Here is a 25,898-nt window from a genome sequence, read left to right as displayed (position 1 = left end):
TTATAAATTTGTTAGAATAACACCAATTAAATTTAATAACTGATGGTTATAAATGGCAAATTTAGATAGTAAGGCAAAATTACGCTGGGCATGTCGTCGTGGTATGTTGGAATTAGATGTATTATTTATGCCTTTTGTTGAAGATGCATATGATGCTTTATCAGAAAAAGATAAAGGTATTTTTCAGCGTTTACTAGAGGGGGATGATCCAGATCTATTTGCTTGGTTTATGGGTCATGAAAAAAGTGATGATGAAGAACTTGATTATATGGTTCAGTTAATTTTAAATCGTGTAAAAGTATAACTCTTTGTCAGAAACTGAACTTAGCTACAAAATCACCTTTAATGAAAATAAAAAAGAAATGTGGGTAGTTGCACTCTTTTTTATTTTTGTCTCTCTTATATTATTTATTTCAAGTACAAGCATTACGAGCTATCTCACCGGTTTTATAACTTGTATTTTAAGCTATATATTTTGTCATTATAAAATAGATTCAATATGGCCTGTGTCAGGATCTCTTTTAATATTTTCAAAAGATAAAGTTCAAATCGTAATATCCAATATCAACACTTCAAATAGTTATAATGAAAAACCTGTTATAGCCAAGGTTTTATCTTCAAGTTTACATTGTGAATATTTTATTGTTTTACGGCTTAAACCTGAAATTAAAAATTTAGGTATTAAAAATAGACTTGTTTTAAAAAAGCAAAGCATGACTGCAGCTGATTTTACTCGACTGCGTCGTATGTTAGTAAATTTGAAAAATAATAAAAACTAAGACGCTTTTTTTGGTGTTAATATTGTTGGCTTTGGCTTTTTTAACAATTCGGGATGATCTAACGTATAATGCAAACCTCTACTTTCTTTTCGTGACAGTGCGCATTGAATGATAAGTTCAGCGACCTGTACTAAGTTTCTCAATTCGAGTAAGTTATTGCTTACTTTAAAGTTAGTATAATATTCTTGAATTTCTTGTTGCAATAACTCAACACGTCTTTGAGCTCGTTCAAGACGTTTTGTTGTACGCACTATGCCGACATAATCCCACATGAATAATCTTAACTCATGCCAGTTATGGGTTATAACAACCTCTTCATCTGAATCAGATACGCGACTTTCATCCCATTCAGAAATGTGTTCTTGCTGGTGTGGTATTTGATCTAATTTTTCTAAGATATCTTTAGCGGCAGCATGGGCAAAAACAATACACTCTAGAAGTGAATTACTTGCCATACGATTAGCGCCATGAAGTCCGGTATAAGCGACTTCACCTATGGCATATAAATTATCTAAATCTGTTTTACCATTAAAGTCAGTAACAACACCGCCACAGGTATAATGTGCTGCAGGCACAACGGGTAAAGCTTCTTTGGTAATATCTAATCCAATACTTAAACATTTAGCATAGATAGTAGGGAAGTGCTCAATAATAAAGTCTTTATCTTTATGGCTAATATCAAGATAAACACAGTTTGCACCTAAACGTTTCATTTCAAAATCTATGGCTCGGGCGACAATATCTCTGGGTGCAAGTTCGGCTCGTTCGTCAAAATCAGGCATAAACCGCGTACCGTCAGGGCGTTTTAAATAAGCACCTTCACCGCGCATTGCTTCTGTAATTAAAAAATTTTGTAATTCGGGGTGATATAAACTGGTCGGGTGAAATTGATTAAACTCCATGTTAGCAATACGACAACCAGCACGCCAAGCCATTGCTATACCATCACCACTGGCAATATCAGGGTTTGATGTATATAAATATACTTTACTTGCACCACCTGTTGCTAATGAAATAAATTTCGCCGAAATCGTTTCAACACGTTCTTTATTTCTATTCCAAACGTAAAGCCCTTGGCAGTTATTTTTATTTTTTTTAGAACGAACTAAATCAATTGCGTTATATTTTTCAAGTAAAGAGATATTTTTGTGCTCTTTTACACGAGAAATTAAAGTTGTTTGAACTGCTTTTCCTGTTGCATCGGCTGCATGCAAAATACGCCTATGGCTATGGCCTCCTTCTCTGGTTAAGTGATACCTTTCATTACCAGAATTATCTCGTTCCATATCAAATGGAACACCTTGTTTAATTAACCATTTCATACATGACTTAGCATTGCTAGCGGTATAATGCACTGCATCGCGGCTACATAAACCTGCACCTGCGTCTAAGGTATCTTCAACATGCGAATCTATAGTGTCATTTTTATCAAATACAGCCGCAATACCGCCTTGGGCATATAAAGTTGAGCCTTCGTTAAGAGGACCTTTGCTTACAACTAACACCTTACAATGATTCGCTAATGTTAAGGCTAAAGAAAGCCCTGCTGCACCACTGCCTATAATTACGACGTCAGTACTATAATGTGAACTTGGATGTTTTTTTTGGTTCATGTATTAGTATCACTTAGGTTACAATGCATATACTTAAACAATCTAAAGTACGAATTTTTAAATCGTTTAAGTATACTTTTCGTTTATTTTAAAAAAAATTGTGAAAGAATAGAACTTTTTATTTATATCTTGGTCTGATTATTTGAATTTAGACTTATTGTATTAAAAAACAGTAATAAAAATAACTAAAATTTTGCAAATAATAATAGGAGTACCGGCTCGAATGAGCGAGCAGGAATTAGATTTAGCGTTAATAAGAAAGGTTCAGCAAGGAGACAAAAACGCCTTCAACCTATTAGTTAGGAAGTATCAGAATAAAGTGGCGAGTTTGATTTCACGTTATGTATCAAACCATGCTGATGTATCTGATGTTGCACAAGAAGCTTTTATTAAAGCATATCGTGCATTACCTGGCTTTCGAGGTGACAGTGCGTTTTATACTTGGTTATACCGAATTGCAGTAAATTGCGCTAAAAATTATTTGGTGGCACAAAAAAGAAAGCCACCTGCAAATGATGTTGATGTTGATGATGCTGAGTTTTATGACGGTGCACATGCTTTAAAAGTAAGTGCAACACCTGAAAATTTATTGTTAAGTGATGAAGTTAAAAAAGTAATCTTTTCTACTATAGAGACATTACCTGATGACTTGAAAATGGCAATCACTTTACGAGAGCTTGAAGGGATGAGTTATGAAGATATCGCTGTAATAATGGACTGCCCAGTTGGAACAGTCAGATCTAGAATATTCAGAGCACGTGAAGCAATTGATATCAAGTTAAATCCTTTAATCGAAAACGAATAAGCGTCTATACTTAAAAGATGCAAAAACAGGCGAGTTAGAATATGACTATTAAGCAGTTAACCGAACAAGATAAAGCCGAAATTTCAGCATTTTTAGATGCTGAAGAAGGTTTGAGTGAATTTATGATTCAATCTGAAGCGGGGAAAACGCTAGAAAAATATTCTTTAATTGGCGATGTGATGCGCGCTAATGATAAAGATTTCATACATTTAGATATAGCAAGTAAAGTAGCTAGTCAATTGGAACATGAGCCTATTTTTGCTGATTTCAATAAATCAGACGTTGTATCTAATGTTCAAGTTGACGCTGAAAAAACTGACAATGTAGTGGCATTCAACTGGAAAAAACCATTCAGCCAAATTGCAATTGCAGCAAGTGTTGCAATGTTCGCGATAGTTGGTGTGCAAAATTTACCAACAGATGATGTTCAAGTAACAGAGTCTTTACCCTTGTTACAATTACAAACAACGCCCTTTGGTGGCGTGGCATCACCGGTAAGTTATTCTTCTGAAAAGCCAGCTTTACAAAATGCATCATCAAACTTGAGAAAATTACAACAACAAAGAATTGGAGCTTTAGTAATGGAGCACCAAAGACAAACACGTATTGCTACTTCTGAAAAAAAACTGCAAAGTGACGATTTAAACAAAATTAAAAATGAGGATTCCAAATAAAATAATGAGAAAATTCACCTCTTTATGTAGTATTTTTCTTTTTATTGGTAGTATTGCGCCTGCTTACAGCGACACTTCTGAGGCGCAAAACCATGAAGTTACAAGCCAATTAAACAAAGATGTTAAACCTGAATCTGCAAAATCATTGCTTATCAAAATGTCAGAAACAATTCATCATAATAACTTTAATGCTTCTTTTGCCGTTGTTAAAGGCAATAATATGGAACCTTACCGCTGGTTACATGGCATAAGTGGTAATAATGAATTAGAGCATTTAAGTTTACTTAATGGAGCCGGACTAGAAATATTCAGAATGAATGATCAAGTTACTTATTTTGAACCTCAATCTGAACCTTATACAATAATTGCTAAGCATATATCAGGTCCAATTCCTGATGTGTTTTTCCAAGATGTTACTCTATTAGAATCAGCTTATAATTTTACCTTAGGTGGTAAAGGACGTATTGCAGGGCGTGCCGCACAGCTAGTTAAAATTGAAGCAAAAGATACTTCGAAATATAATTATTGGTTATGGTTAGATTTAGAGTCGTCATTATTGCTTAAAGCTGCGTATGTAAATCAACAAGGTGCTGCGCTTGAGCAGTTACAATTGACTCATGTTAGTATGACAAAAAATATAGCGCCTGAGCTTATCAAGCTAAGTCAGGCTAAATTTCCACCAGTAAATTTAAATAATGAAAAAAGCACTCTTGATAAGCTAAAAGGTACGCAAGGGAATTGGCATATAGGCTGGTTACCGGATGGTTTCACACTATTGAAATCTGATCGACATAAGTTGAATATAAATAACGAATTAGCTGATTATTATTTATATGGTGATGGACTAATTGAAATTTCAGTTTTTGTGCAGAGACCATTACCTGGAAATAGAAGAGGTGGAGGGCTATCGTCAGGTGCAACATCTATATTTGTACATAATGCCAAAGGATTTGATGTATCTGTGGTTGGTAATATACCAGGAGATACGGCAAAAATAATAGCGCAATCTGTTCAGCGTAAATAATTTTTATTGAGTATGGTTTAAATGATAGAGCAAACGTTAACCGTAACGTCAGTTGAAGGTTTAAGAGCTTTTTTAAAAGCAGATGAAAAACCCAGTTGCGAAGGTTGTAGCGGTCAATGTGGCAGTAAAATATTTAGTAAGCTTTTTGGTGATAAGTCACCTGAGCTTGCTTTTGTTTTTGATGAAGAACTTAAAATTGGTCAAAAGGTCAAAATGGCACTTGATGACAGTCATGTTCTGAAAAGCTCATTAATGATTTACTTATTGCCGTTAATTTCGGCTATGATTTTGGCTATTTTTAGTTCCCTTTTATTGTCATTGTCTGAAGGTTGGCAAATTATTTTTGCGCTTGTTGGTGGGGTAATTGGTTTTTTATTTGCAAAAAAACAGCTGGAAAAAGTTAATTATGATATAAAACTCATAAAAATTTACCCAAATAGCCTGCCATTAACGCAAATAGATGGTGATTAGCCGCATTTAATTGTAAAATTCCTCTTTCGCGCTATTGTCGGTATTAATAGTTGTCCTTATTTTTATAGTAGTATTGAATCCAGTTTATGAAAAACATTCGTAATTTTTCGATTATCGCCCATATTGATCATGGTAAATCAACTCTTTCAGATCGTTTAATTCACTTTTGTGGTGGTTTAACTGACCGAGAAATGCAAGCACAAGTTTTGGATTCAATGGATATTGAGCGTGAACGTGGTATTACCATTAAAGCGCAAAGTGTTACTTTGGACTATAAAGCTAAAAATGGTGAAACTTACCAACTAAATTTCATTGATACTCCTGGACATGTAGATTTTTCTTATGAAGTATCACGTTCACTCGCTGCGTGTGAAGGGGCGTTGCTTGTTGTTGATGCTGGGCAAGGCGTAGAAGCTCAAACGGTCGCTAACTGTTACACTGCATTAGAAATGGGTGTGGAAGTACTACCTATTTTAAATAAAATTGATTTACCGCAAGCAGAACCTGAACGCGTTTCTGAAGAAATTGAAGATATTGTTGGCATTGAAGCAACCGATGCGGTGCAATGTTCTGCTAAAACAGGTTTAGGTATTGAAGATGTTTTAGAAACAATCGTGGAAAATATACCTTCCCCTGAAGGTGATCCAGAAGCACCTTTACAAGCTTTAATTATTGATTCATGGTTTGACCCATACCAAGGGGTTGTATCATTAGTACGTATTAAGCAAGGTGTACTAAATTCTGGTGATAAAATTAAAGTAATGTCGACTGACCAAATACATGGCGCAGATAATATTGGTATCTTCACACCAAAACAAACTGCAACTAAAGTTTTAAAAACCGGTGAAGTTGGTTTTATTATTGCTGGCATAAAAGAAATTCATGGTGCACCAGTAGGTGATACTATTACTTTAGCCCGAAAAGGGGCTGAAGAACCACTTGAAGGTTTTGAAAAAGCAAAGCCACAAGTATATGCGGGCATGTTCCCTATTTCATCTGATGATTACGAAAATTTTAGAGACGCTCTGGCAAAGTTAAGCCTAAACGATGCTTCATTGTTTTATGAACCAGAGAGTTCAACTGCTTTAGGTTTTGGGTTTCGTTGTGGTTTCCTTGGTATGTTACACATGGAAATTATTCAAGAACGCTTAGAACGTGAATATGATATGGATTTAATTACCACCGCACCTACGGTAATTTATGAAATTGAAACTAAACGTGAAACTATTCAAATTGATAATCCGTCAGAGTTACCAGCAATAAATGATATTGTTGAAATTAGAGAGCCTATAGTCGAGGCACATATATTAGTGCCAAAAGATTATTTAGGTAATGTCATTACTCTATGTATTGAAAAACGTGGTATGCAGACCAATATGTCTTATCATGGTAATCAAGTTGCGTTAACGTATGAATTACCTATGGCTGAAGTTGTAATGGACTTCTTTGATAAATTGAAATCAACTAGTCGAGGTTTTGCATCGTTAGATTATAATTTCAAACACTTCCAAGCTTCTAATATGGTACGTGTTGATATCTTAATCAATGGTGAGCGAGTTGATGCGCTGGCAATTATTGCACATCATGAGGGGGCGCAGTCTCGAGGCCGTCAGTTAGCAGAAGCATTAAAAGAGCTTATTCCACGTCAACAATTTGATATTGCGATTCAGGCTGCAATTGGCGCTCATGTTATTGCACGTACTACTATTAAGCAACTACGTAAAAACGTAATTGCCAAATGTTATGGTGGTGATGTGAGTCGTAAGAAAAAACTACTTAAAAAACAAAAAGAGGGTAAAAAACGCATGAAGCAAGTGGGTAATGTAGAAGTACCACAAGAAGCGTTTTTAGCAATCTTAAAAGTCGGTAAATAAGGAATACTTTTATTATGGCAGGATATTTTTCAACTTTTTTGGTGATTTTAACTCTAGGAAGTGGCTTAATTTGGTTAGTTGATCATTTTATGTTTGCGCCAAAAAGAAAAGAACGTATTGCATTGGCGCAAGTTTCATCAGGTGTAGAACTTGATCAAGAAGCCATTGAGAAAATAGCGCCTTTGCCTGCTATAACTGAATCTGCAATTTCTATCTTTCCTATGATTGCGGCAATCACGATATTTAGATCCTTTATATTTGAACCTTTTCAAATACCTTCAGGCTCTATGATGCCAACACTTTTGGTTGGTGATTTTATACTCGTTCAAAAATTTACTTATGGTATAAAAGACCCTGTGTGGCGCACACAACTTGTTGAAATGGATGAACCAAAACGCGGTGATATTACAGTATTTAAGTACCCTTTAGATACGAATGTTGATTTTATTAAGCGTGTAGTTGGTTTACCTGGAGATACAGTCGTTTATCGAAATAAACAGCTTTATATAAAACCAAGTTGTGAAGTTGATGAAAAACAAACTGCGGGTTTAAAGTGTGGTGAGTTTAATAAAGTCGGTTTGAGCATAGTGAATGAAGATGAATTTTCAATGCAAGGCATGCCTTTACCTCGTTTAACTGAATCACTTTCAGGAATTGAACATGATATTTTAATTAACCCTATGGCACTTGAAACTAAAGGTCGTTATTTTCAACAACCTGGGACTAAAGTTGACGAATGGCGAGTTCCAGCCGATAGTTACTTTTTAATGGGTGATAATCGTGACAATAGCGCCGATGGTCGTTTTTGGGGATTTGTTCCTAAAGAAAATTTAGTTGGTAAGGCTGTATTTATTTGGATGAGTTTTGAATTTGATAATACTCCAGATGATTTTTTACCCGGTTGGATCCCAACAGGCGTTCGTTTTAATCGCTTAGGTTCAATTCAGTAAGCCTTTTAAGTATTACAGCGTAATTTATAGATATGAAAATTAGATAATGAAAAAAGACGCAAAAGATTTATATTCTAAAATTGGGTATACCTTTATAAATCCACAATTATTAGAACAAGCTTTAACACATCGAAGTCATAAAGGTCAGCATAATGAACGGTTAGAGTTTTTAGGTGATTCAATATTAAGTTTTGTAATTGCCGATAAACTCTATGAGCAATTTCCTAAAGCCCGTGAGGGTGACTTAAGTCGTATGCGGTCAACTTTAGTGAGAGGCCAAACTTTAGCTGAATTTGGCGTTGAATTTAAACTGGGTGACTTTTTACGTTTAGGTCCGGGTGAATTGAAAAGTGGCGGTTATCGTAGAGAATCAACACTCGCTGATGCCGTAGAGGCAATTATAGGTGCTGTGTTTTTAGACTCAGGTATTGGTAATTGTCAGGAATTAATTTTAGCTTGGTATGCATCTCGTTTAAATGCGATATCTCCTGAAGTTAACCAAAAAGATCCAAAAACTTTATTACAAGAGTATTTACAAGCACGTAAATTACAATTACCTAGCTATACTGTAATAGATACTAAAGGCCAGGCACATAATCAAATGTTCACAGTTGAGTGTGCTGTAGAAGGTTTGGATAGTTTCACTTGTGTTGGAACATCTCGTCGAAAAGCTGAACAAAAGTCTGCTGAGATGGCATTGCAAAAATTAAAAAATGAAGTAAAAAAATGATACCTGAAAACGATAAATCTCAAGATGAGATATTTGAAAGCATCTTATCTGAAAGCTTAGAACTTAACCATGAAGCACCTGACACGCATTGTGGCATGATTGCAATTGTAGGGAGGCCTAATGTAGGTAAGTCTACTTTGCTAAATGAGATCATTGAACAAAAGGTAAGTATTACTTCTCGTAAACCGCAAACAACTCGTCACCGTATTATGGGTATCCACACGGAAGACAAGTACCAGGCAATTTACATTGATACTCCAGGTCTGCATATTGATGAAAAACGTGCTATAAATCGTTTAATGAACCGTGCAGCAAGTAGCTCAATTGGTGATGTAGAGCTTATTTTATTTTTAGTTGAAGGCACACATTGGACTGAAGACGATGAAATGGTACTTAACAAAGTTATGTTAAGTGGAACACCTGTTTTATTAGTTATAAATAAAGTTGATTTGGTTAAAGATAAAGAAGAATTACTACCTCACCTTGAGTTTTTATCACAAAAAGGCAAATTTCTTGATATTTTACCGGTTAGTGCAACAAAAGGTAAAAATATTGATGTGATCAAAAAGCATGTAAGAGAGCATTTAGAACCTTGTGAGTTCTATTTTCCTGAAGATTACGTGACTGACAGGTCAATGCGATTTTTAGCCGCAGAAATTATTCGTGAAAAATTAATGCGTTTTATGGGTGATGAATTACCTTATTCAATTACTGTTGAAATAGAACAATTTAAATGGCAAGACAATGGTGTTTGGCAGGTCAACGGTTTAATTTTAGTTGAACGTGAAACACAAAAACGTATGGTCATAGGTAATAAAGGCGAAAAACTTAAAACCATAGGTCGTGAAGCACGAAAAGACATGGAAACCATGTTAGATAATAAAGTCTTTTTAGAACTTTGGGTTAAAGTGAAATCTGGTTGGGCCGACGACGAACGTGCATTACGTAGCTTAGGTTACGGCAGTGAATAATCAAATGTTCATTATTAAATTGTGCAGCCAAATGGCTGCATTTTTTTGGCTTTAACATAATCATAATGAATAACCAACTTTACCAAGCATACTTATTACATAAACGTCCTTTTAGTGACTCACAAGCAATGTTAGATATCTTGGTCGATGGCGTTGGACAAATACGCATGTTAGCGCGTTTAAGTGGTAAGCATAGCGTTAAACATAAAGCGCAATTACAACCTTTCCAAAAATTATTAATCAGTTTTTCTGGCAATAAAGATTTAAAATATCTTAACCAATTTGAATTAGCTGGGCCACTTAACTTATTATCGGGTAGGGCTTTATATTGCGGGTTTTACCTAAATGAGTTGTGTCAAAGGATCGTACCGCATAATGAACCTATTGAGCAGGTATTTGTGCTTTATAATAAACATTTGATGTTATTACCGCAATCTGATGATTATGAAGCTAATTTACGTACATTTGAGTTTCAATTATTAGAATTGTTAGGCTATGGCATCGATTTTGAGTTTGATGTTGAAGGCGATAAAATACAAGAAAAATCGTTTTATCAATATCATGATGAAATGGGCTGGTTAAAACTATCTAGGCAAGAAATAAATGAATATGCAGTTAATGGTAAGCAACTGCAAAACATCCATCAATTTAATTTTATAGACTCTGCAACTAGAAATTTGGCTAAACAGCTGAGTCGTTATTTATTAAAACCTTTATTAGGTAATAAGCCTCTCAAAAGTAGAGAGCTTTTCATAAAACCCTGATTAAAATAATAAGGCATAGACAATGAAAGAAATTTTGTTAGGCATTAATGTTGATCACATTGCAACTTTACGTCAGGCTCGAGGCACAACTTATCCTGATCCAGCTCATGCGGCAAGTGTTGCAGAACATGCTGGTGCTGATGGTATTACAATTCATTTAAGAGAAGATCGTCGTCATATCCAAGATAGAGATGTGACCGTTATGAAGCAAACCATTCAGACCCGCATGAATTTAGAAATGGCAGTAACTGATGAAATGCTAGCAATTGCACTTGAAGTTAAACCTGAGTTTGTATGTTTAGTGCCAGAAAAAAGGGAAGAACTCACAACGGAAGGTGGTTTGGATGTTGCTGGCAATAAAGAAAAAGTAGCAAGTGCTGTTAAGCAACTAACAGACGCGGGCATTAAGGTGTCTTTATTTGTTGATGCTGATGAAAGTCAACTTCAAGCATGTGCTGATGTTAAATCGCCTTATATAGAAATTCATACAGGTGCTTATGCGGATGCAGAAAACGATAAAGAGCAAAAAGCAGAGCTAAAACGTATTAAAAATGGTGTTACCTTTGCTTCTGAACTTGGTTTAATTGTAAATGCTGGTCATGGTTTGAATTACCACAATGTGAAACCTATTGCTGCAATCGAGGCTATCTATGAGTTAAATATTGGTCATGCAGTTATTGCACGTGCTGCAATAGATGGTTTAGATACTGCTGTAAGAGATATGAAGCGCTTGATGCTAGAAGCGAGAACATAATTTAAGCTTGTTGTTGTATTGTCACTTACATGATTAGATCATATGAAAGTGACATTACTAAAGTCTATTATTAACAACCACTAATTTTGATTAAACAGATTTATAAATACGTTTGTTTTCTGCTTTTGTTAAAGTAACCACTTCCGTTTTTGCAATATAATCTTGCAATGCACGCTTATTTTTAAAGTCTAAAATTACAAGTAAATTACCTAAACCGAACAGTGAAGTTATAGCACGAATAAATGCTTGTATAATGGTGATTTTTGAACCATCTAAATTTTGTACTTTTAAACGCCATGAACGCATGCCAATTGTTTGACCACCTTTAGTCCAGAAATAAACAAAAAAAGCACAATTAACAATTATGAGCAGTGCAGTTCGTATGCCTTCTAGAATAGGGCTTTTTTCAATATAGTCAGAAACATCAATTGCAGAATTTAATGTTAAATAATCCAAAGAAATTAACCCTTGAACCACAAATAAGAAAATGATTGTTGTTAACATAGAAAATGCGATCACAACTAAAGCATCATAAATCCAAGATGCAAACCTACGACCAAAACCGGAGCGTGGAAATATTTCTTTTTGCAAATTATTTAACGGCTCTTTCTCTAATGTTTTTTGCACTCTATATCGCTCATACTCTAACTCAATATTTCATTTTATCAAAGTCACATCGTTCGTACTAGGAAATTTGAAAAACAGAATTTTCACAGAAGTTATATAACATTAAAATTTTATATTATTTTAAGAGAAGTATCATATGTTTTTATTAGAACTTTATTTACAGAATATACGCTAAAGTAATTGGATTGAGCAATTACCGAGCAGTTGACGCATAGTTCGCAAAAAGTACTTGCTGCGGCTAACCATCTTTGTATAATGCTTGGCATAGAGACGAGAGCAACTAATAAAAATAATTGTTATAAAGCTTGAGCTCTGAAGTGGTTTTTCTTTATTTTTTCATCTGTTTTAATATTGATTAAAGCGAGAGAGTGAAAGAAAAATTATGCCAGTATGATGGAATTGGTAGACATAGGGGATTCAAAATCCCCCGCCTTCGGGTGTGGCGGTTCGAGTCCGCCTACTGGTACCACTTTTAGACCCTTGCCTTTGGCAAGGGTTTTTTTATGCCTGAAATAAGAGTTTAAAAATGCTGCAGCTAATATCATGCGCTATTTTAAATTTTCTGACTGGACTTTCCTAAATTTACTTGACCAACTTTAACCCAGAAACATAAACTTTCAAAAATGATTAACTAATACTTCCTTTGCCAGTTGGAAGGTATTTTTACTGCGCTATAAAAGCAGTCATCTATATAGAGAGATTATAGGGAATCGCTTTTAATATCAGGCCAGACTTGTGAATCGGGTTTAGTTCGCCTATTGATAGCACTTTTGAATTTAGGCCTCTGGCAAGTTTTTTTATGCTTGAAAGAATCATTTAAACGGTTAAGCTTACCGCTGAAGCGATAATTGAAGACGCGATTGTTTCAACCATTTATTAATAGGATGAAGTTCTAGAATAGGCAGGTTAAAGATGTTTAATGGCACTATATTTAGCATATAATTTTTTAGATGAGGCTGAGTTATTAAAATTTTGTTTTTCTTTTGTTTGTTATTTATTTCTCCTTTAAAGTCAGAAACTTTAATAGTAGTTTTTGAGCATAACCCGCCATTTCAAATGATAGATGATAATGGGAAAGGTTATGGGCCTGTTTATGATTTTGCTGTTAAATTATTAAAATTTAGCCAATTGAAAGTGAAGTTCAGTGCTGAACCTTGGGCTAGGATCATGCAAAAGGAGTCTCAATTACCAAATCGTTTAATTTTGTCCATTTCAAAAACACCGCAAAGAAAAGAGCGCTTTATTTGGTTAACATCTCTATATTCAGGGCAGCAATACATATGGAAAAAAAGAGACGCTATCGATCCTACTAGAATTTTTGTCGGTATGGAAAGAAACTCTCATAAGGCGAGAAGTATTAAGGAGTACTTTAAACCTCAAAATGTATTTGAGTTTTTAAATTCAGCGAATGCGTTAGAGGCTTTAATTAAAGGACGAGTGCAGCGTTTTGTAGGCACAACTTTTGCTGTTTCTGGAAAATTAAATTCTTTAGGTTATCAAATAAATGAATTAGAGCGATTATCGTTATTTAATGAGTCAGGCTATGAAAGTCAGGGGCTGTATTTAGCTTTAACGCATGGAACGGAAAGTGAGATTAAATTTGCATTAAATAAGGCGTTAAAAACTCCTGAAATTCTTGCCGTCCAAAAAGATTTAGTTCAAAATTTTCAATTGGCAGAGATAGGGTTGTTGAATGACCAAAATTAAAGAGTTTAACTGAAAGTGCTAATTTAGCACTCTCAGTTAAATTTAATTAGGCGTCAACGGATCTTAATAAGGCATTAATACCTACTTTATCACGAGTTTGCTTATCTACTTTTTTCACTATAATTGCGGCATATAAGCTATGAGTCCCATCCTTTGATGGAATAGAGCCAGGAACAACAACTGCACCTGCTGGTACTCTGCCATAATGCGTTTCGCCAGTTTCTCTATCGAAAATACGTGTGCTTTGACTAATATAAACACCCATAGAAATCACAGCACCTTGCTCAACTACAACGCCCTCAACAATTTCAGAACGTGCGCCAATAAAACAATCATCTTCTATGATGGTGGGGTTTGCCTGTAGAGGCTCTAATACACCTCCAATGCCAACACCACCTGAAAGATGCACATTTTTACCTATTTGTGCACATGAACCTACAGTTGCCCATGTATCTACCATAGTGCCTTCATCTACGAAAGCACCTATATTGACGTAAGAAGGCATCAAAACAACATTTTTACCAATAAAACTCCCTTTACGCGCAACGGCATTGGGAACCACTCGCATGCCTTCTTGTTGAAACTGTTCAGGTGTATAATCGGTAAATTTAAGCGGTACTTTATCCCAATATTGATTTACACCATCATTTAAAACTTGATTATCATTTATTCTAAAAGAGAGTAATACAGCTTTTTTTAGCCATTGATGTACAACCCATTCATCTGATATTTTTTCTGCTACCCGTGCTTTTCCTGAATCTAGTAATGCAAGTGCAGTTAAAATTGCATTTTTTATATCCGTTTTGACCGTAGCGGGTGTGATATTATCGCGGTTATCCCACGCATTTTCTATTATGTGTTTTAAATCTGACATTATTTGTCCTTCTAATTATTCAGTTTCTTTATTTAAACTTTCTAATAATGTGTGGCTTATTTTTGCCTGTATCTCAGGAGCTAAAGCTTGATATTGTGCATCAGATACAACAAAAAAATCTTCTGCACGTTCGCCTATTGTAGTGATCCTAGCCGCATGAATATGTAATTTGGTTTTTTGAAATACATTGGCTATTTTTGTTAATAAACCTGGAATATCTACAGCTTGTATTTCAATTAATGTTCGATCTTTTCTACCGTGTGATCTGATAATAACCTGAGGTTTAATGTTAAACCCTTTAAAGCGTTTTGAGCGTGTTTTTTTTATTCTTATTTTTTTATTGGGTTCTTTAAGTGATTGTTCAATGCCACGTTTAATTGAACTTATTCGACTTGGTGATTCTATTGCTGAACCATTTTTTTCAAGTATTACAAAACTATCTATCGCGTAACCGTCTTTCGACACCATAACCTGCGCATAGTGAATATGTGTTTTTTTATTCCCTAAAAAGCTAACTAATCGCGCAAATAAATTAATTTTATCTGGGCTATATACAAAAACCTGCGTACCACCATGCATTGCTTTTTCAGAAACAATCACAACAGGTTGTGATAAATCTTTTGCTTCAAGTAAATGTTGGCTATGCCATGAAATTTGTAATGCACTAAAGCGAGTAAAATAATCGGCTTTAAAGCGATTCCATAAAAAATCAATTTGCGCTTCATTAAAGTTTAAATTTAATAGATCTTGTTTAGCTTGACGTTTTTTATCTCTAATTTGATCTCTTAAATCCATTGGATTTTCAAGACCTAATCGCAATGCTCTACGTGTAGATAAAAAAAGTTCTCGTAATAAAGTATTTTTCCAGCTATTCCAAAGGTTATCGTTGGTAGCACGAATATCAGCTAACGTAAGACAGTACAAATAGTTTAATCTTTTTTCATTTTTAACACGTTTGGCAAATTCGTTTATCACATCAGGATCTGTAATATCTTTTCGTTGTGCGGTTACTGACATTAATAGGTGGTTTTCAACTAACCAAGCAATAAACTTACCTTCAAAATCAGAAAATTGATGTAATTTTGCAAACTCTATAGTATCTAATGCACCTAATTCAGAATGATCGCCGCCTCTACCTTTAGCGATATCATGAAATATTCCCGCTAAATAGAGTAGTTCAGGTTTCTCCATTCGAACAACAATTTCACGACATAAAGGAAACTCAGTTTCACTTTGGGGTGAAAAATAATGATGAATATTTTGAATGACTTTATGTGTATGTTCATCAACTGTATAGGCATGAAATAAATCAAATTGCATTTGACCAAATATATTACGCCATTGAGGTAAATATGCCGCTAAAATACCGTGCTTATGCATTAAGGTAAATGCACGGCCCATACCATTTGGATGTTTAAGAAGCCTTAAAAAAGCAGTTCGGCATGCGGCATAATCTTGTAAATCACCTAACAAACGTCTACGAACTTGGCGCAGTGTTCTTAATGTGCTTGGATGAATGTGTGTAATTTTAGGGTTGTTGGCTATATGCTCAAATAACTCAAATATTTTCTCTCGGTTGAAGAAAACAGATGGGTCTTCTACTTTAACTTGATGATCAACTCGAACAAAATCATCATTTAATTGTTCAATTTTATGAGTATTTCTATCAGGTAAAATACTATGATCAAAATACCTTAACAGCATTTGATTTAACTCTCTGATCCGACTCATAATCCTAAAGAGTCGTTTCATCATACGCTCTACAGAGGCTTTTCCATCTGAACCAAAACCTAATAATTCAGCTGCGAGGGGTTGATGATCAAACAACAGTCTATTTTCAGCTCTTCCTGAGGCAAGATGCAGTGCGAACCTGATATTCCAAAGATTTAATAAGCACTCTAATAATTCTTGGTGTTCTTCATAGGTCAAATATCCATCAGTGATCAAATCACTTAAAGATTGGGATTTAAAATGTTTTTTTGCGACCCAAATAATCGTTTGAATATCTCTTAAACCACCTGGGTTTTCTTTTAAATTAGGTTCTAAATTATAAGTAGTTCCATGGCACTTTTTGTGGCGTAAGTCTTGCTCTTGTGTTTTTGCTAAAAAGAAGTCTTCAGAGTTCCAGGTTTTAGTTTGAATAAGCTTGGTTTGAAAGAGGTTAAAATTTTCCTCTGACCCATAAATTAAACGACTTTCTAAGAGACTAGTCGCAAAAGATACATCTTGTTTTTCATAATCAATCGTTTGTTCTAAAGTACGGACACTATGACCTATATCTAATCCTAAGTCCCATAACATAGTCACAAATTGACTTATTTTTTCGCATTCAGTTGTTGTTGGTTCTTTTTGAACCAATAATAAAAAATCGATATCAGAATAAGGGTGTAATTCCCCGCGTCCATAGCCGCCCACTGCAATTAAGGTCAAATTGTTATTATTGGCTAGCCCAAAACCTTGGAATAACTTGCAAAGTAATTGATCTATATAACAAGCGCGCGCTTTAATTAATCTTTCTACAGGTTGATATGAGAATTCTTGCTTAAGCCAAAGATAAAAATCTGCTATGGCATTTTTATAATCTTCGAGCAACTCACATTGAGCAAGTTGCTTGATTTGTATTTCGGGAACAGCCATAAGGTATTTACTAATGTTCGATAATTTTATCTATCGTATCATCAGCCCTAAGCGTTAAAATTTCAACTCCATTTTTAGTTACTAAAAGAGTATGCTCCCATTGTGCCGATAAACTTCTGTCTTTTGTGACTACAGTCCAATTGTCTTTTAATACTTTACATTGGCGTTTTCCGGCGTTAACCATAGGCTCTATTGTAAAGCACATACCTTCTTTGAGTATTTCACCTGTTCCAGGCTTTCCGTAATGCATTACTTGAGGTTCTTCATGAAACTCTGCGCCGATACCATGACCACAATATTCTCTGACGATAGAGTATTTAAAGCTTTCGGCATACTTTTGAATTGCAGAACCAATATCACCTAATCGGGCTCCTGGTTTTACCATTTTTATCGCTAGGTATAGGCTTTGTTGTGCAACTTCTGACAAGCGTTTACCTTGTATATTGGGTGTTCCAATATAAAACATCTTAGAAGTATCGCCATGGTAACCATCTTTAATTACAGTAATATCAATGTTTATAATATCGCCATCTTTTAGTGGTTTTTCATTTGGAATTCCATGACAAATAACTTGATTCACAGATGTACAAATAGATTTAGGAAAACCATGATAATTTAAAGGGGCTGGAATCGCTTTTTGTACATCAATAATATAATTGTGACAAATCGTATCTAACTCTAGCGTGGTAATCCCTTCTTTTACGTGAGGGGCTATCATTTCTAATACATCAGCAGCCAAACGGCCAGCAATGCGCATTTTTTCTATTTCAGCAGGTGTTTTTATGACTGCGCTCATTTATGCTCCGAAGCAAATTTCTATTCAAAAATTGAACAATTATTTTGAGAAAGATTGGAATTATACATGGCGTTATGGTATAAAGCGCGCGTCCTTTTTACAATTAAAATCTTCAGTTTTCGTTTTTTTAAATAAAAACGTCGTTTTAACTCATGATTTTATTGTAAATAAGAGGCACTAAACCGATATATTTTAATATATTAACTAAAAACACACACACATCGTCACATACGTTTGGGTGCATTGTTACATTAACAATGTTAGCGCTATGGGATGTGTGGAGGCTTAACCCTAAACTAAATTAAGGAATAAAAAAATGGCAAACGTTTCAATGCGCGATATGCTTCAAGCTGGTGTTCACTTTGGTCACCAAGCACGTTACTGGAATCCAAAAATGAAGCCTTTCATTTTTGGCGCTCGTAATAAAGTTCATATCATCAACTTAGAGCAAACTGTACCAATGTTTAATGATGCACTTTCTTTTATCGAGAAAACAGCTTCAAACAAAGGTAAAATTCTTTTTGTTGGTACTAAGCGCGCAGCAAGCGAAGCAGTTAAAGAAGCTGCTATTCGTTCTGACCAGTACTTTGTAAATCACCGTTGGTTAGGTGGTATGCTTACTAACTGGAAAACAGTTCGTCAGTCTATCAAGCGTTTAAAAGACCTTGAAACAATGAGCCAAGACGGTACTTTTGAAAAGCTTTCTAAGAAAGAAGTATTAATGCTTACTCGTCAAATGGAAAAGCTAGATAAGAGCCTTGGTGGTATCAAAGATATGGGCGGTTTACCTGACGCTATCTTTGTAATCGATGCTGATCACGAGCATATCGCTATTCGCGAAGCTAACAATCTTGGTATTCCAGTTGTATCTATTGTTGATACTAACTCTAACCCAGATGGCGTTGATTTCATCGTACCTGGTAACGATGATGCGATCCGTGCAGTACAACTTTATACTGGCGCAATTGCTGATGCTGTTATCGAAGGCCGTGAAAGCAACATCGTTGTTCAAGCTGAAAAAGACGACTTCGTAGAAGTTGAATAAGTATTAAATAATTATTTAATACTCAATAGGGGTTCGAGTTATAGCTGTATCGCTAAAGCTGAACCCCTGTTTATTTAATTTTAATTGTTTTAAGGAATTTAAAATGGCTGTAACTGCTGCCCTAGTTAAAGAATTACGCGAGCGCACTGGCGCTGGCATGATGGATTGTAAAAAAGCTTTAGTTAAAACTGATGGCGACATCGAGTTAGCGATTGAAGATATGCGTAAAAGTGGTGCTGCTAAAGCTGCTAAAAAAGCAGGTAACATCGCTGCTGAAGGTACAATCCTTATCAAGAAAGGCGAAGGTTTCGCTGCATTACTTGAAGTTAACTGTCAAACTGACTTTGTTGCTAAAGATGAAAGCTTCTTAGCATTTGCTAATTCAGCACTAGACGTTGCTGCAGCTTCAAAAATAGCTATCGCAGATTTACAAGCACAGTTCGAAGAAGCACGTGTTGCTTTAGTTGCTAAAATTGGTGAAAACATAAACGTACGTCGTGTTGAATACATCGACGGTGCAACACTTTCAACTTACCGCCACGGTGAGCGTATTGGTGTTGTTGTAGCTGGTGAAGCTGACGAAGAAACACTTAAGCATGTTGCAATGCACGTTGCAGCATCAAACCCAGAGTTTGTTAACCCTGAAGATGTGCCAGCTGACGTAGTTGAAAAAGAAAAAGCAGTTCAAATCGATATCGCTATGAACGAAGGCAAACCAGCTGAAATCGCAGAAAAAATGGTTGTAGGTCGTATGAAGAAATTTACTGGTGAGATCTCTCTTACTGGTCAAGCTTTCATCATGGAACCTAAGAAAACTGTTGGTGCTATTCTTAAAGAAAAAGGCGCAACTGTATCTAACTTCGTACGTTTAGAAGTTGGTGCTGGTATCGAGAAGAAAGAAGAAGATTTTGCTGCTGAAGTTGCTGCAACTGTAGCTGCTGCTAAAGCTTAATCCTATAATTTGTCTATATGTAGAGCGTTTTTGCTTTGCTTCATTAGGTAAAATTATTTAGAATAGCCGCGTTGTCATTTTTATTAATGAGCGCGGTTATTTTTTTGCCCGTTTTTATCCCTATTTCTAGTCAGGTAACTTATGAATATAAATCGAAAGCCAGTTTTTAGACGTGTTTTATTAAAACTAAGTGGTGAAGCTTTAATGGGCGATGAAGGATTTGGTATTGACCCAAAAGTACTTGATCGCATGGCTCAAGAAATTAAAGAGTTAGTAGAATTAGGAATAGAAGTTGGTTTAGTGATTGGTGGTGGTAACTTCCTTCGTGGTGGCACCTTAGCAGAAACTGGAATGAACCGTGTTGTTGGTGATCATATGGGAATGCTTGCAACAGTTATGAATGGCTTAGCAATGCGTGATGCACTTCATCGTGCGTTTGTAAATGCTCGCCTGATGTCGGCAATTCCGCTTAATGGCGTATGTGAGGCATATAACTGGTCTGAGGCTATCAGCTTGTTGAAAACTGGTCGAGTTGTAATATTTGCCGCTGGAACAGGAAACCCATTTTTTACGACAGATTCAGCTGCGTGTTTACGTGGTATTGAGATTGAAGCCGATACTGTGATCAAGGCAACAAAAGTAGATGGTGTTTATAATGATGACCCGGCTAAAAACTCAGATGCGACATTATTTAATAATTTAAGTTATGATGAAATTATTGAAAAAGAATTAAAAGTAATGGATTTAGCTGCATTTACATTGGCTCGAGATCATAATATGCCAATCAGTGTATTTAATATGAATAAACCTGGTGCACTAAAACGTGTGATCATGGGTGAAGATGAAGGTACACTTATCTCAGATAAGAGCTCAATTGAACCAGTAGAATAACTTGATTTCAGAAATAATACTCTAGTTTCAAAAAATATAGGAATAACACTGTGATTAACGAAATAAAAAGCGATGCTAAAACGCGCATGAAAAAAAGTGTTGATGCATTAGCGAATCAGTTAGCTAAAATTAGAACTGGTCGTGCACATCCAAGTCTTCTTGATAGCATTGTGGTGCCTTATTACGGCGCAGATACACCGCTAAATCAATTAGCTAATATTGTTGCTGAAGATGCGCGTACATTAGCCATAACAGTTTTTGATAAAGAGCTTACAAAAGCGGTTGATAAAGCAATTATGATGTCTGATTTGGGTTTAAACCCAATGTCTGCTGGTACCGTTATTCGTGTACCTCTACCGCCATTAACAGAAGAGCGCCGTAAAGATTTTATCAAGGTAGTGCGTGGTGAAGTTGAAGGTGGTCGAGTTGCTATTAGAAATATACGTCGAGATGCAAACAGTGATTTTAAGTCATTGTTAAAAGATAAAGAAATCTCTGAAGACGAACAACACCAAGCTGAAGATGAAATTCAAAAACTAACTAATTTGTTTATTAAAGAAATGGATGAACAATTAGCAGCCAAAGAAAAAGAATTAATGGAATTTTAATCTCAAGATACGTTTTATATAACGTAAAATATTAGAGATTAAACGTCGCCTAGGGTATACTAGTCGGCGTTTTTTTATGGAATTTATATTGTTAATGGTTCATCAATGAATGAAATAACACAGCAAACTTTACCTAAACACATTGCAATTATTATGGATGGGAATGGACGATGGGCGCAAGCTCAGGGTAAACCACGTGTTTTTGGTCATAAAAAAGGTGTTGATGCTGTTCGTAATGCGGTGACATTCTGCCAAAAACTAGAAATACAATCGCTTACGTTATTTGCATTTAGTAGTGAAAACTGGCAACGCCCAGAGCAAGAGGTTACTACCTTGATGGAGTTGTTTATGTTTGTGCTTACCAAGGAAGTTAAGAAGTTACATAAAAATAATGTAAAACTAAGGATTATGGGGGAGTTATCCCGTTTTTCTGATAAGTTACAGAAGCGCGTTATTGAGGCTGAATGTTTAACAAAAGATAATACAGGTCTTTGCCTTAATATAGCCGCTAACTATGGAGGGCGCTGGGATATTACGCAAGCAACTCAAAAAGTTGCAGCATTGGTATCTGAAGGTAAAGTAAAAAACGAAGACATTAATGAAGAACTCATTTCAAAACATATTATGATGGCTGAGCAACCCGCGTTAGATTTATTGATCCGAACCGGTGGTGACTTACGTATTAGTAACTTTTTGTTATGGCAAGCAGCCTATGCAGAACTCTATTTTACTGATACCTTATGGCCTGATTTTAATGATGAAGCATTTGCTGATTCAATTGCGTGTTATGTATCAAGAGAGCGACGTTTCGGTTGTACCGGCGAACAAATAAAACAATTACTCGCTTAATGAAATAATAAGAACTCACGCAAGTGTTCAATTTAAAAGGTAAACAGTTTGCTTAAACAAAGAATTATAACTTCAATGGTTTTAGCGCCAGCGGCTTTGGCACTTGTATTTTATACACCACTGATGATATTTAGCTATATTGCAGCACTTATTGTATTAGTTGGCGCTTGGGAATGGTCCGGCTTTATGGGACTAAAAAAAATCACATCTCGCTTTGTATATGTTACTTTCATTGCACTTATTCTTACCGTATTACATTTTCATTGGCCTATAGAATTATTATGGCAAAATAATAAACTTTTAGCTGATGCTAATTATTTATTCACTTTATCAGTTGCTTGGTGGTTAGTTGCCTCAGCTTTGGTATGGCAATATCCCTCTCTGTCTAAATCTTGGAATAAAGGTATATTAATGAGAGCTTTGGCTGGATTTTTAACCTTAGTTCCTTTGTGGTTAGCACTAAATGCGCTTAGGAGTGCGTCTTACTCTGAGTCTAGTTTACATGGTTCGATTTTAATCATGATTGTATTGGGCATAGTTTGGAGTGCGGACATTGGGGCATACTTTTCAGGTAAAAATTTTGGCAAACATAAATTAATGCCAAATGTCAGCCCAAATAAAACCATAGAAGGTTTAGCCGGTGGTGTTATAGCAAGTACGCTCTTTATTTTAATTTTTTGTTACTTTGCTGGAATAGAGCAGAATAAGTGGTTTTTATATGTATGTATCACTGTATTTATTGCTATTTTTTCTGCCGTGGGTGATTTATTAGAAAGCATGTTTAAACGTGAAGCAGGTCTTAAAGATAGTGGCCGTTGTTTACCTGGTCATGGTGGTATTTTGGATCGAATTGATAGCTTAACAGCTGCAGCACCGATATTTGTAGCGTTTTATGCTTGGACATTAAATTCATGAGTTCAGATGAGAACTTTATGACGTCAGATTTTAAAAGTGTTTATATATTGGGCTCTACAGGCTCAATAGGTGTTAGCACATTAGATGTTATCCGCCAAAATCCTATATTTAAGGTTTTTGCATTATCAGCTGGTAAAAATGACACTAAAATGCTTTCGCAGTGCATTGAATTTAAACCTAAATATGCTGTTATGTTTGATGCTGTTAAGGCTCGTAAGCTAAAAGATGCATTGCGTTCTCATAATACATCAACAATTGTTTTATCAGGCACTCAGGCTATGTGTGATTTAGCACAGGTGGATGAAGTTGATATTGTGATGTCTGCAATTGTTGGAGCCGCTGGTTTGTTGCCCACATTAGCTGCTGTTGAAGCAGGAAAAAAAGTATTGCTGGCAAATAAAGAGTCCTTAGTTATGTCTGGGCAATTATTTATTGATAAAGTTAAAAAACATAATGCGACTTTGTTACCAATAGATAGCGAGCATAATGCAATTTATCAATGTCTACCAGCAGCCATGCAAAATAATGCTCAAAACACTTCTTTAATTGAGCAGGGCATAAATAAAATTTTACTAACGGGCTCTGGTGGACCATTTTTAAATCGTGATATTAATACTTTTTCTCAGGTAAGTGTTGATGAAGCTGTAACTCATCCAAATTGGAATATGGGTAGAAAAATATCAGTAGATTCAGCGACTATGATGAATAAAGGTCTTGAATTCATTGAAGCTAAATGGCTGTTTAATGCAAGTGTTGATGACATTGATGTCGTCATACATCCACAAAGTATTATTCACTCTATGGTGCAATACAAAGACGGCTCAGTGCTTGCTCAAATGGGAAATCCTGATATGAGAACACCTATCGCACATGCGCTTGCTTATCCAAAACGTATTGAATCAGGTGTTAAAGCGTTAGACTTTACAAATATGGCTAACTTTTCTTTCACTGCGCCAGACTTTTCCCGTTACCCAAATTTAAAGCTTGCTATGGATGCGTGTCGCTTAGGTCAAGCTGCAACTACGACTATCAATGCCGCCAATGAAATTGCTGTAGGTGCTTTTTTATCAAATAATATTTCTTTTACTGATATTTATAAAATAAACTCCCAAGTGTTGAATATGATGCCAAATAATCATGCTGACTCATTAGAGGATATTTTAAATATTGATGAAATAGCGCGAAATTATGCAAATGAAATCATTAACAAGGAAATAAAAGATGTTTGATTTTATATGGAATTTAGCATCATTTGTGCTTGCTTTAGGGATTTTAGTCACAGTTCATGAATATGGTCATTTTTGGGTTGCACGAAAAGCAGGTGTAAAAGTACTTAGGTTTTCAATTGGTTTCGGTAAGCCATTAATAACTTGGAATGATAAGTTAGGCACTGAGTATGTTATTGCGGCTATTCCATTAGGTGGTTATGTCAAAATGCTTGATGAGCGTGTTGAAGCTGTTGATGAAAATGAAAAACATTTGTCATTTAATAGTAAACCCGTGCTTTCTCGTATTGCCATTGTTGCCGCGGGCCCTTTAGCTAATTTTGCTTTTGCGATTATTTTGTTGTGGACAATGTACATGATAGGTGTGCAATCAATTAAGCCTGTAATTGGTGATGTTGAGCCCGATAGTCGCGCATTTTTAGCTGGAATTAAAGCAGACCAAACCCTTATCTCTATTGCCGGTGAGACTGTTTTTGACTGGCGTGAAACCACTTTTTCGCTCATGCAAAATATGGGAGAGGAAAAAGTTGAAATTATTGTTAATGATCCCATTGAAGGTCAGATAGTAAAAAATTTAAACCTTAAAAGTTGGACGTTAGATGATAATGTAAAATCCCCCATTCATGCTATTGGCATTACGCCATATAGGCCGCTTATTACGACAGAGTTGGCGCATATTGCTGAAGATTCTGCTGCAAAAAAATATGGCTTGAAAGTGGGTGATAAAATTTATTTAATCGATGGTGAAAAAATTTCAAACTGGCCACAATTAGTTAAGCTTATACAGGCATCAGCAAATAAACCATTACTTATGACAATCAGTCGTGGTAGTGAAAAATTAAACATAAAGGTTGTACCTGATAACAAACCAACAAAGGATGGGTTTAGCCAAGGTTACTTAGGTGTGATACCTTTAGCATCAAAATGGCCTGAAAGTTATATATCAACAAGGCAATATGGCTTAATTGATGGGTTTTTTCTCGGTGTAGATAAAACTTGGCAGATGGTTTCTTTAAGTTTTGAAATGATTGGAAACTTGTTAACAGGGCAGGTTTCAGTTAAAAACTTAAGTGGTCCTATTGGTATTGCACAAGGTGCTGGTGCAAGTGTAAGTTATGGTTTAGTTGCTTTTTTGAGCTTCTTAGCCTTGATCAGCGTTAATTTAGGTGTTTTTAACTTATTGCCCTTGCCAATTCTTGATGGCGGGCATTTAATGTATTACATAATTGAACTTATCAGAAAAAAACCAGTCTCTGAAAAGACACAAGAATTTGGTTTTAGAATTGGCGCATTAGTTTTATTATTGTTGACTGGCTTTGCGTTATTCAATGATTTTATGCGGTTGTAAAGGGTAAAAGATAA

Annotated in this window: 26 protein-coding genes and 1 tRNA gene; 22 read left to right on the top strand and 5 right to left on the bottom strand. The window is 35.4% G+C overall.

Annotated features, from left to right (window positions below; translation table 11 throughout):
* Window positions 1-52: 52 nt before the first annotated feature.
* Both BM088_RS05760 and BM088_RS05755 read left to right on the top strand, forming a co-directional pair.
* The gene (locus BM088_RS05760; protein WP_091981421.1) at window positions 53-304 is read left to right on the top strand and encodes an FAD assembly factor SdhE; all 252 of its coding nucleotides are present in this window, start codon (window positions 53-55) and stop codon (window positions 302-304) included.
* A 4-nt stretch (window positions 305-308) separates the two neighbouring features.
* The gene (locus tag BM088_RS05755) at window positions 309-779 is read left to right on the top strand and encodes a hypothetical protein (protein ID WP_091981417.1); all 471 of its coding nucleotides are present in this window, start codon (window positions 309-311) and stop codon (window positions 777-779) included.
* Here BM088_RS05755 and nadB read toward each other — a convergent pair.
* Window positions 776-2,392: an L-aspartate oxidase gene (gene nadB / locus BM088_RS05750; protein ID WP_091981413.1), complete on the bottom strand. Its 1,617-nt coding sequence runs from the start codon at window positions 2,390-2,392 to the stop codon at window positions 776-778. The genes BM088_RS05755 and nadB overlap by 4 nt on opposite strands.
* Window positions 2,393-2,615: 223 nt before the next feature.
* Here nadB and rpoE point away from each other — a divergent pair, with 223 nt between their 5' ends.
* The 10 genes from rpoE (at window position 2,616) to pdxJ (ending at window position 11,409) form a co-directional block, all read left to right on the top strand.
* Window positions 2,616-3,197: an RNA polymerase sigma factor RpoE gene (gene rpoE / locus BM088_RS05745; RefSeq protein WP_091981409.1), complete on the top strand. Its 582-nt coding sequence runs from the start codon at window positions 2,616-2,618 to the stop codon at window positions 3,195-3,197.
* Window positions 3,198-3,238: 41 nt separating this feature from the next.
* Entirely contained in the window at window positions 3,239-3,871 is a 633-nt protein-coding gene (locus BM088_RS05740) for a sigma-E factor negative regulatory protein (RefSeq protein WP_091981405.1), read from the top strand.
* 4 nt (window positions 3,872-3,875) lie between these two features.
* Window positions 3,876-4,895: a MucB/RseB C-terminal domain-containing protein gene (locus BM088_RS05735; protein WP_091981402.1), complete on the top strand. Its 1,020-nt coding sequence runs from the start codon at window positions 3,876-3,878 to the stop codon at window positions 4,893-4,895.
* A gap of 21 nt (window positions 4,896-4,916) precedes the next feature.
* The gene (locus tag BM088_RS05730; RefSeq protein ID WP_091981399.1) at window positions 4,917-5,366 is read left to right on the top strand and encodes a SoxR reducing system RseC family protein; all 450 of its coding nucleotides are present in this window, start codon (window positions 4,917-4,919) and stop codon (window positions 5,364-5,366) included.
* 86 nt (window positions 5,367-5,452) lie between these two features.
* The gene (gene lepA / locus BM088_RS05725) at window positions 5,453-7,240 is read left to right on the top strand and encodes a translation elongation factor 4 (RefSeq protein WP_091981395.1); all 1,788 of its coding nucleotides are present in this window, start codon (window positions 5,453-5,455) and stop codon (window positions 7,238-7,240) included.
* A 14-nt stretch (window positions 7,241-7,254) separates the two neighbouring features.
* On the top strand, window positions 7,255-8,190 hold the full coding sequence (gene lepB / locus BM088_RS05720; protein ID WP_091981391.1) for a signal peptidase I: 936 nt from the start codon (window positions 7,255-7,257) through the stop codon (window positions 8,188-8,190).
* A gap of 46 nt (window positions 8,191-8,236) precedes the next feature.
* The gene (gene rnc, locus BM088_RS05715; protein WP_091981386.1) at window positions 8,237-8,920 is read left to right on the top strand and encodes a ribonuclease III; all 684 of its coding nucleotides are present in this window, start codon (window positions 8,237-8,239) and stop codon (window positions 8,918-8,920) included.
* Between the two features lie 95 nt (window positions 8,921-9,015).
* The gene (era, locus tag BM088_RS05710) at window positions 9,016-9,891 is read left to right on the top strand and encodes a GTPase Era (RefSeq protein ID WP_245763770.1); all 876 of its coding nucleotides are present in this window, start codon (window positions 9,016-9,018) and stop codon (window positions 9,889-9,891) included.
* Window positions 9,892-9,956: 65 nt separating this feature from the next.
* Window positions 9,957-10,655 (top strand): DNA repair protein RecO, encoded by a 699-nt coding sequence (gene recO / locus BM088_RS05705; protein ID WP_091981378.1) that lies wholly within the window; start codon window positions 9,957-9,959, stop codon window positions 10,653-10,655.
* 22 nt (window positions 10,656-10,677) lie between these two features.
* A complete protein-coding gene (pdxJ, locus tag BM088_RS05700; protein ID WP_091981374.1) occupies window positions 10,678-11,409 on the top strand; it encodes a pyridoxine 5'-phosphate synthase in 732 nt (243 codons plus the stop codon).
* Window positions 11,410-11,499: 90 nt separating this feature from the next.
* Here pdxJ and BM088_RS05695 read toward each other — a convergent pair whose 3' ends face one another.
* Window positions 11,500-12,036 (bottom strand): RDD family protein, encoded by a 537-nt coding sequence (locus BM088_RS05695; protein ID WP_245763764.1) that lies wholly within the window; start codon window positions 12,034-12,036, stop codon window positions 11,500-11,502.
* A gap of 384 nt (window positions 12,037-12,420) precedes the next feature.
* On the opposite strand from BM088_RS05695, the gene BM088_RS05690 reads away from it, so the two are divergent.
* Window positions 12,421-12,505 (top strand) — tRNA-Leu (locus tag BM088_RS05690).
* Between the two features lie 503 nt (window positions 12,506-13,008).
* Complete coding sequence (locus BM088_RS05685) at window positions 13,009-13,743, top strand: substrate-binding periplasmic protein (RefSeq protein WP_342742230.1); 735 nt, start codon at window positions 13,009-13,011, stop codon at window positions 13,741-13,743.
* A gap of 46 nt (window positions 13,744-13,789) precedes the next feature.
* On the opposite strand, the gene dapD is transcribed toward BM088_RS05685, so the two are convergent.
* The 3 genes from dapD to map are packed head-to-tail and all read right to left on the bottom strand — an operon-like array spanning window position 13,790 to window position 18,050.
* Window positions 13,790-14,617 carry a 2,3,4,5-tetrahydropyridine-2,6-dicarboxylate N-succinyltransferase gene (dapD, locus tag BM088_RS05680; RefSeq protein ID WP_091981368.1) on the bottom strand — a complete coding sequence of 276 codons (828 nt, stop codon included), beginning with the start codon at window positions 14,615-14,617 and terminating at the stop codon, window positions 13,790-13,792.
* Window positions 14,618-14,632: 15 nt separating this feature from the next.
* A complete protein-coding gene (glnD, locus tag BM088_RS05675; RefSeq protein WP_091981364.1) occupies window positions 14,633-17,254 on the bottom strand; it encodes a [protein-PII] uridylyltransferase in 2,622 nt (873 codons plus the stop codon).
* Window positions 17,255-17,264: 10 nt separating this feature from the next.
* Entirely contained in the window at window positions 17,265-18,050 is a 786-nt protein-coding gene (gene map / locus BM088_RS05670; RefSeq protein WP_091981363.1) for a type I methionyl aminopeptidase, read from the bottom strand.
* A 316-nt stretch (window positions 18,051-18,366) separates the two neighbouring features.
* Between map and rpsB the strand changes: the two genes are divergently transcribed.
* From rpsB to rseP, 8 genes are all read left to right on the top strand, one after another.
* Window positions 18,367-19,095 (top strand): 30S ribosomal protein S2, encoded by a 729-nt coding sequence (rpsB, locus tag BM088_RS05665; RefSeq protein WP_091981359.1) that lies wholly within the window; start codon window positions 18,367-18,369, stop codon window positions 19,093-19,095.
* Window positions 19,096-19,198: 103 nt separating this feature from the next.
* A complete protein-coding gene (gene tsf / locus BM088_RS05660; protein ID WP_091981356.1) occupies window positions 19,199-20,047 on the top strand; it encodes a translation elongation factor Ts in 849 nt (282 codons plus the stop codon).
* 141 nt (window positions 20,048-20,188) lie between these two features.
* Window positions 20,189-20,938, top strand: a complete 750-nt coding sequence (gene pyrH / locus BM088_RS05655) for a UMP kinase (RefSeq protein WP_091981352.1) — start codon at window positions 20,189-20,191, stop codon at window positions 20,936-20,938.
* Window positions 20,939-20,988: 50 nt separating this feature from the next.
* Window positions 20,989-21,546, top strand: coding sequence for a ribosome recycling factor (gene frr / locus BM088_RS05650; RefSeq protein WP_091981348.1), 558 nt, complete (start codon window positions 20,989-20,991; stop codon window positions 21,544-21,546).
* 105 nt (window positions 21,547-21,651) lie between these two features.
* Entirely contained in the window at window positions 21,652-22,395 is a 744-nt protein-coding gene (locus tag BM088_RS05645; RefSeq protein ID WP_091981344.1) for an undecaprenyl pyrophosphate synthase, read from the top strand.
* Between the two features lie 48 nt (window positions 22,396-22,443).
* The gene (locus BM088_RS05640) at window positions 22,444-23,310 is read left to right on the top strand and encodes a phosphatidate cytidylyltransferase (RefSeq protein ID WP_091981340.1); all 867 of its coding nucleotides are present in this window, start codon (window positions 22,444-22,446) and stop codon (window positions 23,308-23,310) included.
* Window positions 23,307-24,539 carry a 1-deoxy-D-xylulose-5-phosphate reductoisomerase gene (gene ispC, locus BM088_RS05635; RefSeq protein ID WP_245763763.1) on the top strand — a complete coding sequence of 411 codons (1,233 nt, stop codon included), beginning with the start codon at window positions 23,307-23,309 and terminating at the stop codon, window positions 24,537-24,539. The genes BM088_RS05640 and ispC overlap by 4 nt, the downstream gene beginning before the upstream one ends.
* Window positions 24,532-25,884: a sigma E protease regulator RseP gene (gene rseP, locus BM088_RS05630; RefSeq protein ID WP_091981337.1), complete on the top strand. Its 1,353-nt coding sequence runs from the start codon at window positions 24,532-24,534 to the stop codon at window positions 25,882-25,884. The genes ispC and rseP overlap by 8 nt, the downstream gene beginning before the upstream one ends.
* The last annotated feature ends 14 nt before the right edge of the window (window positions 25,885-25,898 follow it).

This window comes from Pseudoalteromonas denitrificans DSM 6059 (assembly GCF_900112265.1).
In the GTDB taxonomy this organism is placed as follows: Bacteria; Pseudomonadota; Gammaproteobacteria; order Enterobacterales; family Alteromonadaceae; genus Pseudoalteromonas; species Pseudoalteromonas denitrificans.
This window is presented reverse-complemented; position numbering and strand designations above follow the sequence as displayed.